The following is a 13,171-nucleotide window of genomic DNA, read 5'->3' on the forward strand; positions in this document are numbered from 1 at the left end:
AATCTGTTCTAGAATGAGTTGTTAAACCCATGCTGGTATGCAATTGATATGGAATAGAGAGACATGGCACCCTGGAAAGCAGCACGCGTTGGTGATCACATTGATCAGATTGATACTCCTGCTTTAGTTCTAGAACTTGATGCCTTTGAGCGCAATATGAGTCGCTTACAAGATGCAGTCTCGAGTGCTGGGGTGCGCTTACGCCCTCACGCCAAGAGCCATAAATGCCCGGAAATTGCATTACGTCAGATTCAGATGGGTGCAGTGGGCATCTGTTGCCAGAAAGTCAGTGAGGCGGCGGTCTTTGTGGATGCGGGTATATCGGATATCTTGATTACCAATCAAGTGGTGGGTGAGAAAAAAGTAGCACATGCGCTTGACTTAGCTGCACGCGCACGCATTGGTGTGCTGGTTGATCATGAAGATCAAATCAGTGCTTTTGCACGTGCTAGCGCAGAGCGCCAAATCCCGATTGATATCTATCTTGAGATTGATGTAGGTATGGGTCGTTGCGGTGTGGTTTCGATTGAGCGTGCGGTCGCAATGGCTCAACAAATTGATGCTGCGCCCTACTTAAACTTTATGGGTCTGCAGTGTTATCACGGTAGTGCCCAGCACTACCGACTACCTGAGGAGCGCCAACAAGCCATTACAGCAGTCTGTGCCAAAGCAGCCGCTGCCAAAGCGGCGATTGAGGGAGTGGGAATTCAGGTGGAGCGTATCTCGGGCGCAGGTACTGGCTCGGTCATGCTCGAGAGTCACTCCAAACTGTTTAATGAAGTACAAGCGGGTTCTTACATCTTGATGGATCGTGATTACGCAACCAATCAACGCGATCCTAACGATCTACCCTTTGAGCATGCCTTGTTTGTGAAGACTGCTGTTCTCAGTCATCCAAGCGCTAATCGCGCAGTGGTCGATGCTGGCTTGAAAGCGTCGAGTGTGGACTCTGGGATGCCAGTGGTGTGGAAGCGCACCGATGCGAAATATTTGAAGGCCTCTGATGAGCATGGAGTTCTGGAACTTGCACCAGATTCAACCTTGGGCCTTGGCGACTATCTACTTTTGGTTCCCGGGCATTGCGACCCGACCGTCAATCTCTATGATGAGTTAATTGCGATTCGTGGAGATCGGGTCGAAGCCATCTGGCCTGTAGCGGCACGCGGCGCACTCCTTTAATACTAATAATCCTTAATTACGCCCAGAACTTTTTCATTTCTGGGAGATCTTGCATGCCACGATCGTAGCCGTACTTAATCGCGGGTGCCATGATGCCAGGATCCACTACGCTTAATGTCTTACGACCAGGCAACATGCCAACCACAACCAATTTAGTCTTGGTACCACCAGCTTCCAAGTCTTTCACCTCTTGCAAAATGGTATTGGGTAGGTGATTGAGGCGCAAACCAGCCTTCTCTTGCGCAATCGTATCGGCCAAGGCAAATACCAAGGCGCGCTTCGAACCAGCGACGATATCGCAATGGGTTTCAGTGGGGCCAATCGTGCCATCCATGCAGACGCGATCTTTTACCCAAGTCGGGCCGGTCACCCCAGGGGCAGATGCGCTAGCAGCAACCGCGGTTGCAACTGATACACCAGAATCCGGAGCAATCACTAAACGCTCGGCGGTGTAGCAATCAATCGTGGTGATGTACATCTTAGGCGGAATCTTTTTGAGATCGCCCAAAAATACTTTGATATTGGTCTCGAACTTATCCTGGGGAATTGATTTAGCTGCCATCGCTGCATGTCCAATCGCCTGGATGGTGGCGGGATTACCATCTTTGGCCTCAATACCCATCTTCATGACGCGCTCTTGACTGGGTGAGAACTTATTCGTTGGCACAAACTTGGCCATGATTTTGGGGTAATCAGCTAAGAGATTAAATTCAGCAGAGAACAGATCAAGACGCCCTCCTAATAAGGCACTACCCAGCAATGCGCCTGCTGAAGAGCCCACCACAATATCGGCTAAGCGCAAGTTGACACCATTCGTTAGCATGGCGTGGAAGTATCCTACTAAGAATGAGCTCATGTACTCCGAGCCACCACCCAATACGAGTGCGCGATCTTTACCTTTGCCCGGGGGGTTCTTGTATGGAATGGGATGTGCTAGTCCATCATTCCAGTTCGCAGTCGATGCCTGAATATTTTTAGCATCCTGCGCCTTCGCCTCCGCTACAGCTTTGCTACATGCATTACTGGTCTGCGCTAACGCAGATGTCCCAGTAACAGATGCGGCCATCCCGAGTGCAGAGCTTTGTAGAAATTGGCGACGGTTCGATGATGTCATGCTGATCTTCCTGGAATATTAGTTTTGTAGATTTGGTTTTGAACTGCCTCTGGGAGTGGCTGACTCTCAGCAGCAGGAATCATGACCTCGATATACGAGGCGCAATCGCTGGTATTGACTTTCTCAATCGCGGCATCGAGCTCTGCCACGGTGCTCACGCGGGCGGTGAACCAAGTGTTGCATCCCATCGCCCCGGGAATTTGTGCGTAGTTCCATTGGGCCAGATTGTCATATGATGGGCCAATCTCACTTAATACGTTCTCAACCCCATAGATGCCATTGTTCAATACAAAAATGATGGGCTTGATGCCATAGCGTCCCATCACCCCGATTTCATTGGCAGTGAGTTGATGGGAGCCATCACCCGTTACCAAGATGGTTCGGCCTTTGGTATTGGCCATGCAAATCCCTTCGGCGGCGGGGGTAGCCCATCCAATCGAGCCCCACAAGGTCTGGGTCTGGAAACCAACTCCGTCAGGTAAGCGCATCGGCGTGGTGTCAAGAACGCAGGTTCCGGTTTCAACTACTAAGACATCACCGCTCTTTAGCAAAGCGTGCAGACGGGGATAAAAATTAGCAGACGTCGTTGGATCGGATGGTTTGGTAATGGCCGGGGTTGCAGGTGGATTTAAGGGATTAGATCGGGCACGGGCTTGGATCCTCTTGGTCACGCCTTGTAAGACATCCTCCATGGCAACGCCTGTAAATATAGTACTACCCATACGCACAAACTGATCGCCAATGGTAAGTTGCTTAGCTGATGCGATGGTATCGGACCAGAAGGTGGTATTGAAGTCTTCAAAAATGATCCCGCCGATATCGAGGACCAGATCAGCCCCCTCCACCATCTCTTTCACTTGGCTGGGGCTGGACCCCGCGCCATTGTAGATACCCAAATAGCTGGGATGCGCCTCTGAAAGAGTGCCCTTATCCATAGGTGAGGTTGCAAACGGTATCTTGCTTTTATTTAAAAACTCGACTGCACTTGAGATGGTTCCATAGCGTGCCAGCAGTTGAGTGGGTAATGCCACAATGGTCTTGCTGGCCGCGATCTTGGTGATGATGAAATCAACTGCGGCCTCTAGTGAGGCAGGGTCGCTACTGGCCCGCTCAATATTGGCTAATAGTGTTCCCTTGACAGGCTTACCAATTACCGGCATCTTGGCGAGATCCATCGGTACTGTGATGTATGCAGGTGCACTCAGACGCAATGCTTCCCGAATCACGCGCTCCATCTCGGCAATCGCATTATCTGGTGTGAGATAAGCGGATACACAACAGGCTGCCTCTGAAAGATAGCGAAAGTTGTTATACACCCCATCCCCCAAGGTGTGGTGGGTAATCAATCCTTGACGCTGGATTTGCGTACTAGGCGCCCCAACAATATGAAAGATTGGCAAGCGCTGAGCCTTGGCGCCCATCACACCATTAATGGCGCTCAACTCTCCTACCCCATAGGTGGTTGATAAGATGGCAGCCCCCTGAATTCGGGCATAGCCATCGGCGGCATAGGCGGCATTAAGCTCATTGGCACAGACGATCCACTCAACCCGATCGCAAGATTCAATCGCATCATCGAATGGAAAGGAATAGTCGCCTGGCACGCCAAAGACTCGGTCAATTCCTAAATCTGCTAAGCGATTAACTACATACTCTGCGACAGTTGGTGCATTTGAAGCCATAACCACTCCCAGTGCTTGATCTGAATTTGGCTATTGTAAGCAGACTCTTAATATGCCCCTTACCCATTTAGATAAGTTGGCATTGATCGTGTTCTTTCTAAACCCCGCCATTCAATTGACGGGGATTTTGATAAGTTAATTAAGTAACAGCGACTTTGCCCAGAGGTGGCTTTGGATAAAAACGAGGCTTTTGTTTCACCTGTTGAAATATAGGTAGCTTAGATAATAAACATCCTTGAACGATGAATACTAAGATTTTCCATTGTTTACATTGGTGGTTAGACGTTCAAGTAAATGAGCCTTAAAGCTGACTGCCAGCGGCGATAACTTTTTTCCCTGAAGACTCACAATATGCCAGTTCGATGACAATGGAAAATCTTGAACGTTTAAGACCTTAATATCCCGACTTAGGCTATCCCCCAAGGAATGCATCGACAGCGCAGCAATGCCAAGATTCGCCGCAACCGAATTTCGTACTGCCTCATTCGTTCCAAGTTCAAGACGAATGTTAGGACTAAAGTGCTTCTTACGAAAATAAGCATCAACCGCCATGCGTGTTCCAGAACCCCGTTCTCTCATGATAAATTTTTCTTGCTTTAGATCCTTAAGCTCTACATTTTTTTTCTTGCTTAATGGATGATTTTTGGCAGCAATGATGGCAATTGGATTTGACATGAAGATTTCATCGTCAATGTCTAGGTGCGATGGCGGCATGGACATGATGTAAAGATCGTCTTGATTGTTTTCAAGGCGCTGAACTACGCCATCGCGATTGAGCACCTCAAAGGCAATCTCAATATCCGGATGAGTTTTACAAAAATCGCCCAACATCTGGGGAATAAAGTATTTCGCGGTACTGACGGCAGCTACCTTTAAGCGCCCCTTGGTGAGACCCTTCATGAGCGCAATCTCTTGCTCAAAACTTTGCCATTCATCAAACATGGCACGAGCTGATTTAGCTAATTGCTCGCCAGCGTATGTCAAATGAACTTTTCTAGAGATCACTTCGAATAGCGGTTCTCCAATGTTCTCACCGAGCTCTTTGAGTTGCATCGAGGCAGTAGGCTGGGTGACATGCATCCGTCTAGCCGCCCCGCTGACACTTCCAGTCTCGACAAGGGCAAGAAATAAACGCAGTTGACGAAAGCTTGCATGCATAGATATTTATCTATATATAAGTATTTAATTATCGATTTTACTTTATAAATAGGTCTGCCTATGATTTCTCAACTTTAGGAGATTTCATGCAAAACCTACTCGACCCCGCGATCCTGTTCTTTGTCTTTGGCTGCTTTGCCGGACTAATTCGCTCAAATCTTGAAATCCCCCGCTCGATCGCCAAGTTCTTATCGCTCTATTTATTAATGGCCCTTGGACTTAAAGGGGGCTTCGCTCTGGCAAAAACTGGACTAAACCCAGAGATCGCATTGAGCCTTGCGATTGCCCTAGCCATGGCTTTCATTGTTCCAACGATTGGCTACTGGTTCTTAAAGGACCGGATTGCTAAGTTTGACGCCGCCGCAGTGGCCGCATCGTATGGCTCAGTCAGCGCAGTCACTTTTGTAACTGCCATTCAGTTTATGGAGCAGAGCCAACTGAATCCAAATGGCTATATGGCCATTGCTCTAGTGATCATGGAATCTCCTGCCATCATCATGGCAGTGTTATTGGCTAACATGTTGCGTCATGAAAACAATACTGCAGCAACCAGCAAAGGGCCCTCGCTAAAGAACATCTTGCACGAATCCTTTACCGATGGCGCCCATTTGCTCCTACTCGGATCGATGGCCGTCGGGTACTTCAGTGGTGAAGCAGGAAAAACCGTGATGCAACCTTTCTCTGGGGATTTGTTCAAGGGGATGCTGGCCTTCTTCTTACTTGATATGGGACTCATGGTTGCCAAAAACTTTAAGGAAGCCAAAAATAACTCATTGACATTAATCGCTTACGCATCAGTTAGTCCACTAGTTCATGCGAGCTTAGCATTAGGGCTTTGCTTGCTATGTGGCATCTCACTCGCTGACACCATACTACTCATGGTGCTATCCGCAAGCGCCTCCTACATTGTGGTGCCTGCGGTATTGCGGTACGCTATTCCGGAGGCAAATCCATCCATTTACTTTGGTCTCTCAATCGGTATCACCTTCCCTATCAATATCTTAGTTGGAATACCGCTATATGCTTGGCTGGCACAAACACTAGTCCGGGCATGATCATTAAGGTTGCGATAGTTAGTGGCGGCACAAAACTTAAGATCGTCGCCGAGAAGATGAACAAGGCCTTATGATCCCAATAGAGGCCTACTCAGACTAATTAAATCGGTCTTTTAAAGAGAGATTTACCCTGCTTAATTGTTTCTAGAACCTGAATGTCTTTAATTTCATCGGGATTAACCTTTAATGGGTTTTTATTGAGAATGACTAAATCGGCAAACATTCCCTGAGCAATTATTCCCTTAGTCCCCTCTTCTTTGTACTGATAAGCAGCATTACTTGTAAAACCCTGCAACGCTTGGTACGGCGTGATTCTCTGATCGGGGCCAAGAAGTGTGCCCTTCACTGTCTTACGATTGACTGCTGTCCACATGGAAAAAAGAGCGCTAGGTCCTGAGGATGGCGTGTCATTATGGATACCAATCCGCAAACCAGCGTTTTGAACCCACTTGAGAGGGTTATGATTGGCGGCTCGCTCAGGCCCAACAATTTGTTGATAAACATCGCCATACAGCCATAAATGATTAATCAGCATGATGGGCAATATCTGTTTTTCTTTAAATTGCTTGAGCTGATCTTGACGGGCAAACATGGCATGAGAAACCACGGTTCTGCGATTTTCAGTAATACCAGTCTCCTTGATTGCCTTATCTAAGGCAGCCAGGGTCATATCGATACCAGCGTCCCCATTACTATAGGCAAAATATTGAATATTTTTCTCGTAAGCAAGCTTTGCGTAATGGTCGATGAGGCTTTGTGGGTTGTATGGGAAACCACGCCAATCTTTATCAAAGCCGGTGGTTACCAAATACGGCTTAGTCATGTATGCCAAACGGAGTTGTGGTGCGCCATCGGTAGGCACCATCATGCCGGCCACCTTAAATCCTTGCTTTCCTTTGTTATACCTGCCAAAAGGATATTGTGGATTTGCTTTGAGTAGTTGATCCACCACATCGTAGGTTGGCAAGGCAATCAGATCAATTGATACGACTCCCTTTTCAATGGCTGTCTGCATTGACTGAATATCACTCACCTCAGCTTGATAGCTCTGGGCGGTCGTAAAACCATTCTCTAGATAGATCTTCTCTGCCTTTTGGTAAGTTTGGAAGGTCAAATCCTGCGAGTACTTGCCTACGGCTTGGGCAATAGCACTTAGGTAGGGCATACCAATCAATTCGCCGGTTAATTCACCAGTTTTGGGATTAATTGGAATAAAGCCTGAGACTGCTTTGGTAGCTTTAGTTATTCCAAGTTTTTTAAGCCCCGCTGAGTTCGCAATCCCCGTTAGAGTCGAGATGTTCGCAATTAGTACTGGTTGACTCGGAAATGCCCGGTCCAAATCTGCTAGCGTCAATGGGCCATCGCTTAAGAGTGGATCAGCATAACCAGTTCCAATGAGCCAGCCGTTTAATGGCTTACCCTCAGTCTTTAATCGCTGAATTAGTTGGGCTTTAGTCTTGGGAGGATTATCTGAAAAGTAGGCCAGATTAACACCCAAGGTATTTTGAGCGATCAAGGTAAAGTGTCCCCAGGAGTCAATAAAGGCAGGCAACATCGTGCGCCCATTTAAATCAACTAGTTTTGGACCCTTACCCGCGACTGTCATTGCCTTGGCTTTATTTCCCACATAGGTAATTTCATTACCTTGCACCACGACTGCTTCAACGTATTGAGGAGTGTCTCCCCTCATTGTGAGAATGTCACCGTTAAAGTACACCGTTGAGTTTTGAGCTGTTGCAATGGTTGAAAAGAATGTGATTGCAAGATAGATGATTTTTTTCATAAAAGAGAAATATGGGTTGAGGCTGTATGAATTAAAAGTATTTAACTGAGTTCATTGTACGTAGGCGCTATTACCGGCAGAGAAATATTGCATCGGGGGCTGAGTCGGGCCAAGCTGTGAAAAGGCAGGCTACCCGCTAGTACACTGCCGACCAAACAGACCCAATCTTAACGCTGACTTTCTGGTGGAAAATACCACTTACCATTACGAATGGGTAAAAAATGTCCATCATCAATTCCAACCTCTTGCGAAATCAATAAATTGAGATTTTGATTCAATGCGAATAACAAGTCCCCGCTTAATTTTGGATTAACAGCAAGATTATTTAACTCGTCAGGGTCATTCACCAAGTCATACAACTCCACATCATTATTGGCAAGTAGCTGCTCAATGGATGTTGGTGTATTAAATTTTAACGGTGAAAAATAGCGTGTAAATCGATAACGGCCGTCATATAAGCTACGGATTGCCACTCGAGTATGAAAATTAGGTTGATTTTTTAATAAGTACTGAACTTTATCTTTATTCGAAACATTCCCAGCAAACATATAGTCAAAAGTGACCTCTGCCCACACTGGGCTTTGATAAGACAACATATCAAAATTAAACAAGCTGCCAATTCGGATGGAATCAGGTTTAGCCACCTCGGGGTTCGCAACTAATGAAGAAAAGTCTTTTCCCTTAAGCCCCTGAGAAGCTTTGGTTCGTGATGCAGAATCCTTACCCGTAAAACCAATAATCGTTGGTGTTAAATCAAGTTGAGACGTCACTGCATTACAGCTCTTGCCCCCAGCAAAAGCAGGATGCACAACGATGAGTGGTAAATGATTTTGCTCGCGATAGGCGTTGGTTCCCTTACCGCGCATTTGGTGAGCACCGCCAAGCTCCCCATGATCTGAAGTAAAAATTACAATCGTATTGTTCTCGAGACCTGAGTCTTTTAATGATTTAAGCACAAGCTCAACTTGTCTATCACAATCACGGATGCAATTAAAGTAGTAATCCAATAAAAGTCGCCAGCGACGATCCTCGTTGGGCCATTGCCCTAACATAACATCCTGAATGGTTTGATAAATGGAATGCGCGCGGGGGCGCCCCGGAGCGTTCAATGCTTGATTTCGAGACCGTGGCAAGGGATAGTTGGTCCAACTCGCCTTATAGATCTCACTATTTGGGGGCGGCAAGATTGGTACGGCATGTTTTTTTCCTTGCACTACCTGATTTGGCAAATCAGAATTAATCCACATTGCATCATGCGGATTAACAAAATTGACCGCTAGATACCAGGGTTGTTTTTTAGTACGCAAATCTTGCGCTGTGGTCCGAAACCAGCGATCCACAGTGCTAGCAGTTGATTGATCAAAAGTGTACCCACCCTGTGGCCCATCGGTAATATCGCCCACACCAAAGTAATCAGCAAATCCATAGCTGGCGATGATCTTTTGGTACTGCTCAACCGGCGCTTTTGCGGGATCGGCCTGCTGATTTAAGTTATACGATAGATGCCATTTCCCTTGATAAGCAGCATGGTAACCAAGCTCGGCCAGACGACTGCCAATGGTTTTAACTTTGGTTGACATATCAGGCTGCCACAAATAATTCAAATTATCAAACACACCCGTTTCTTGAATATGCTGTCCGGTATAAATCACCGAGCGGGCTGATGAGCAAACACATGACGCTGCTTGATGGTTAACAAAACTAATTCCTCGCTTTTTTAAGGATTCTCTTGCGGGGACTGGAAATGGCCATTGAGGAAAAAAATGCTCCTGATCAACCAGGATGAAAAGAATGTTATAGCCAGCCGGTAATTGTTGTTGCTGGGAATTTTGAGATTGCAAAGTACTCGCTGCTGCTTTATTGGTAGTGGGCAATAATGAAGTGCCAAGTATCCCGGCACCAGCGGCTAAAGCATTACGGCGTGATGGATTTTCAATTGAACTCATTAGAGTAAATGTCTACTAATAAATAGAAGATTTGTGAATAGCGCAAGATTAACCTTTTTCCTCTGAAATGCAAAATTAAGATTCCAGCCTAATTTACCCTTTTTGTCTTTTGGATAATTTTTCATATGCTAATCTGTATTAAATAATATGAAAATCTCAACTCCCCTAACCCTACAAGGCAAATATGCGGCTTTGGTTCCGTTAGAGATGGCTCATCACGATGCCCTGTGCGATGCCGTCAGGGATGGCGAGCTTTGGAAACTTTGGTACACAACTATTCCAACGCCTGAGGGCATGGCAAAAGAAATAGAAAGACGCTTAGGGTTACAAAAAATAGGTTCGATGAATCCATTCTGCGTTTTGGATTCCAAAGGCAGTCCTATTGGCATGACAACGTATATGAATATTGACGAACATAATCGAAGAGTGGAAATCGGCTCTACTTGGTATCGCAAATCTGTCCAAAGAACTGCAATTAATACCGAATGTAAATTAATGTTGTTGACGTATGCTTTTGAGACGTTGAACTGTATTGCCGTTGAATTTCGGACCCATTGGTTTAACCACCAAAGTCGAAGTGGCATTGAAAGACTAGGCGCAAAATTAGATGGCGTCCTGAGAAGTCATCAACTAAATCGCCATCCTGATGCTATGAACAGCATCAGAGATACCTGTGTGTACAGCATTATTGCCAGCGAATTCCCTGCAATAAAAGCAAATCTTTCCTATAAATTAGCCAATACTTTCGAATAATTTCAACGAAATTACCGTGTTCTACGCCATTCTGATAAAACGTAATCTCGAATAAATTCACTTTCTTTTCTTGCGCAAACAATGCTTGTTTCATTTACAGATGGATCTAACAAACACTGAAGTCTAAGTACATCACCATTTTGGTCATAATTTGGTAACCAAGCACCCCAAAAGAATCCTAGAGACTCTACATCACTTATTGATTGGCTCGCTAAGGGATCGCTCAATGGAATATCGATGTAAATTACTGGATGATTTTCAGTTCGCAGTACATCCATAAGGCTTTCAATTCTTCTCAAAAAATCCTGGCCAATTTCCCTTACTTTGATAAATGATGGCTTTCCTTCTGGGGAGTGATGGATACTTAAGTTTGATAGATCAACGGATTTATTCAAGGTGGCTTGACTAATCAGTTTTCTTTTAATTCCCGTATGCCTCAGTAAGTCCTCAAAAAAGGATGTGTGATGTGGGGAAACATATGCCAAAAAATTACCTTTATCTTGAATATTTACGTAGCATGGAATAAGGGAATGTCGTGCATCATCAACATTTTGCAATCCATCCATATGAACAGACTTAGGTTGTCCGTTTATTAATAATCCAGTTTCTATACCTCCCAGGGAGATAATTTCTAATTGACTATAGGGGTGATTAGTAACGCAGGCCGCCCAAAAGCCCTGTAAACCAATTAATTGGGCATGTTTTTTTCGCTCCTTTGCCAACATATCAGAAAGATGTTTTCCTCGATAATCAGGATCAACAAATAGCTTTCCAGCCTCCGGAACTTGATCTAAGGGATGTTCATAACTAAGGGCGCAATGTCCGGCAACCGACCCCTGGGGAGAGATTGCTATGACTGAGTGCATTAGCTGAGATTGGATCAAATTTTTTACCTCATCGACCTGATACATCTGCGGATTAGGATAACTATTACCGTAGCAACGAGTTAGTGCCTCGATAATTGCTTTTGCATCACTTGGTTCTGCAGGTCTGATTAAAAAACCATCGGTTGAATTTGAATTCATTTGGATCTCTAATTAAACAGAATGAATACCCTACTTGCTACGACAAGGCCATTTTTGAGCCATCGCATCAAAAGTTAATGAAGCAAAAGCCTCGCCTGCCCTATTTGATTGAGTGGCAATATAGTTATTTACTACTCGAATGCGTTCTTTAATATCTATATCCTTAGGAACACAAATTTTTTTATCGTAATGGGCATTATCTTCAACCCCCAAAATAATACCGACACACAGGCCTTGGTTAAAGCCAACGGCCTGTTGCTTATCATCTAATAATTGATTACAAATTGGAGTTAATCTGCCTGTTGTGAGATTGGGTATCGGCATGGTCGAAGATTGAGCTAGTACGCTCACGGGTAGCAAAACTGTGATTAGAAATAGAGTAAGAGTATTCATATACCTGTTCAATTCTTTAGATTAACAAAAAATCTATAAACAGATGAATTGGCCTGCCCAGCAGGAGTCGAACCTGCGACCTACGGCTTAGAAGGCCGTTGCTCTATCCAGCTGAGCTATGGGCAGTTGGATAGCTGATTTTAATGGACTATCCCCTGCCTTGGGCTCTTTTGGGCAATTTATTAAACTCCTGTTATAAATAGTGTTTTCATAACAAAAACTGTGTTGGAGATTTCATGAAATTCCTCAAATCCTGGCTTTTATTGGTTGGTTTAAGCCTGTCCGTTTCCTCATTTGCTCAGTTCCCCGCTGATGTGGGCGACGACAAGTATCAGCCCCGCCTGGGTCAAGAAGGCAAGGATGTCATCTGGATGCCAACTGGCAACGAACTCGTTACTCAAATGCTCAAGACCGCCAAAGTAGGTCCCAATGATTTGGTCTACGACCTCGGTGCTGGTGACGGCAAGATCGCAATTGCTGCAGCCAAAGAGTTTGGTGCCCGTGCTGTGGGTATTGAGTTCAATCCCGATATGGCAGCCTTTGCCCAACGTAATGCCAATCGTGCAGGCGTTGGTGATCGTGTGAAGATCATTAATGGCGATATCTTCAAAGAAGATTTCAGTAAAGCAACTGTAGTGACTCTTTATTTGTTGCCTGACCTCAATTTGCGTCTGCGCCCCACCATCTTAGCTATGAAGCCCGGTACTCGCGTGGTCTCGCACGCATTCACGATGGGTGATTGGGAAGCGGATAAAGAAATTGATGTAGGCTCCAAGGGTTACTTCTGGGTGGTTCCTGCCAATGTGGCTGGCGAATGGCAGCTCGATGGTGTCGATGTAAACGGCAAAGGCACCCTGAGTTTGTCGCAACGTTATCAACGCATTGGTGGCAATCTCACCATCAATGGCAAATCACAACCGATTCTGAATCCAACTCTTGAGGGTGACAAACTGAGTTTTGGCTATCTCGATCGTAAGAACAATCTACATACAGTCAAAGTGACAGTCAATGGCTCTCAGCTAAAAGGCGAAGACAAAGGTGGCACGACGTTTGCTGAAGTAACTGGTAAGCGTCGCTAAATCT

Annotated in this window: 11 protein-coding genes and 1 tRNA gene; 4 read left to right on the forward strand and 8 right to left on the reverse strand. The window is 45.5% G+C overall.

The genetic code is table 11. The features are described 5' to 3' along the window. The first annotated feature begins 63 nt into the window (after nucleotides 1–63). Nucleotides 64–1,179 (forward strand): DSD1 family PLP-dependent enzyme, encoded by a 1,116-nt coding sequence (locus QUE64_RS05765; protein ID WP_286224934.1) that lies wholly within the window; start codon nucleotides 64–66, stop codon nucleotides 1,177–1,179. Nucleotides 1,180–1,195: 16 nt separating this feature from the next. Here QUE64_RS05765 and QUE64_RS05770 read toward each other — a convergent pair whose 3' ends face one another. The 3 genes from QUE64_RS05770 to QUE64_RS05780 all read right to left on the reverse strand — a co-directional run bounded on the left by QUE64_RS05770 (nucleotide 1,196) and on the right by QUE64_RS05780 (nucleotide 5,133). Further along, nucleotides 1,196–2,293, reverse strand: a complete 1,098-nt coding sequence (locus QUE64_RS05770; RefSeq protein WP_286224935.1) for a patatin-like phospholipase family protein — start codon at nucleotides 2,291–2,293, stop codon at nucleotides 1,196–1,198. Next, nucleotides 2,290–3,975, reverse strand: a complete 1,686-nt coding sequence (locus QUE64_RS05775; RefSeq protein WP_286224936.1) for an alpha-keto acid decarboxylase family protein — start codon at nucleotides 3,973–3,975, stop codon at nucleotides 2,290–2,292. Before QUE64_RS05775 ends, QUE64_RS05770 begins: the two co-directional genes overlap by 4 nt. A gap of 249 nt (nucleotides 3,976–4,224) precedes the next feature. Then, complete coding sequence (locus tag QUE64_RS05780) at nucleotides 4,225–5,133, reverse strand: LysR family transcriptional regulator (protein WP_286224937.1); 909 nt, start codon at nucleotides 5,131–5,133, stop codon at nucleotides 4,225–4,227. Between the two features lie 86 nt (nucleotides 5,134–5,219). On the opposite strand from QUE64_RS05780, the gene QUE64_RS05785 reads away from it, so the two are divergent. After that, on the forward strand, nucleotides 5,220–6,188 hold the full coding sequence (locus QUE64_RS05785; protein WP_286224938.1) for a sodium-dependent bicarbonate transport family permease: 969 nt from the start codon (nucleotides 5,220–5,222) through the stop codon (nucleotides 6,186–6,188). Nucleotides 6,189–6,288: 100 nt separating this feature from the next. On the opposite strand, the gene QUE64_RS05790 is transcribed toward QUE64_RS05785, so the two are convergent. Further along, entirely contained in the window at nucleotides 6,289–7,971 is a 1,683-nt protein-coding gene (locus QUE64_RS05790) for an amidohydrolase (protein ID WP_286224939.1), read from the reverse strand. Between the two features lie 167 nt (nucleotides 7,972–8,138). Beyond that, nucleotides 8,139–9,917 carry a sulfatase-like hydrolase/transferase gene (locus tag QUE64_RS05795; RefSeq protein WP_286224940.1) on the reverse strand — a complete coding sequence of 593 codons (1,779 nt, stop codon included), beginning with the start codon at nucleotides 9,915–9,917 and terminating at the stop codon, nucleotides 8,139–8,141. Between the two features lie 147 nt (nucleotides 9,918–10,064). Between QUE64_RS05795 and QUE64_RS05800 the strand changes: the two genes are divergently transcribed. After that, nucleotides 10,065–10,670 carry a GNAT family N-acetyltransferase gene (locus QUE64_RS05800; RefSeq protein ID WP_286224941.1) on the forward strand — a complete coding sequence of 202 codons (606 nt, stop codon included), beginning with the start codon at nucleotides 10,065–10,067 and terminating at the stop codon, nucleotides 10,668–10,670. Between the two features lie 11 nt (nucleotides 10,671–10,681). Here the strand turns inward: QUE64_RS05800 and QUE64_RS05805 are convergent, their stop codons facing one another. From QUE64_RS05805 to QUE64_RS05815, 3 genes are all read right to left on the reverse strand, one after another. After that, nucleotides 10,682–11,695 (reverse strand): GNAT family N-acetyltransferase, encoded by a 1,014-nt coding sequence (locus tag QUE64_RS05805; protein ID WP_286224942.1) that lies wholly within the window; start codon nucleotides 11,693–11,695, stop codon nucleotides 10,682–10,684. A gap of 30 nt (nucleotides 11,696–11,725) precedes the next feature. Then, nucleotides 11,726–12,088 carry a Rap1a/Tai family immunity protein gene (locus QUE64_RS05810; RefSeq protein ID WP_286224943.1) on the reverse strand — a complete coding sequence of 121 codons (363 nt, stop codon included), beginning with the start codon at nucleotides 12,086–12,088 and terminating at the stop codon, nucleotides 11,726–11,728. A gap of 49 nt (nucleotides 12,089–12,137) precedes the next feature. After that, nucleotides 12,138–12,214, reverse strand: a tRNA-Arg gene (locus QUE64_RS05815). 110 nt (nucleotides 12,215–12,324) lie between these two features. Here QUE64_RS05815 and QUE64_RS05820 point away from each other — a divergent pair. Beyond that, nucleotides 12,325–13,167 (forward strand): methyltransferase domain-containing protein, encoded by an 843-nt coding sequence (locus QUE64_RS05820; protein ID WP_286223151.1) that lies wholly within the window; start codon nucleotides 12,325–12,327, stop codon nucleotides 13,165–13,167. Nucleotides 13,168–13,171: the final 4 nt, after the last annotated feature.

This window comes from Polynucleobacter sp. HIN7 (assembly GCF_030297595.1).
In the GTDB taxonomy this organism is placed as follows: Bacteria; Pseudomonadota; Gammaproteobacteria; order Burkholderiales; family Burkholderiaceae; genus Polynucleobacter.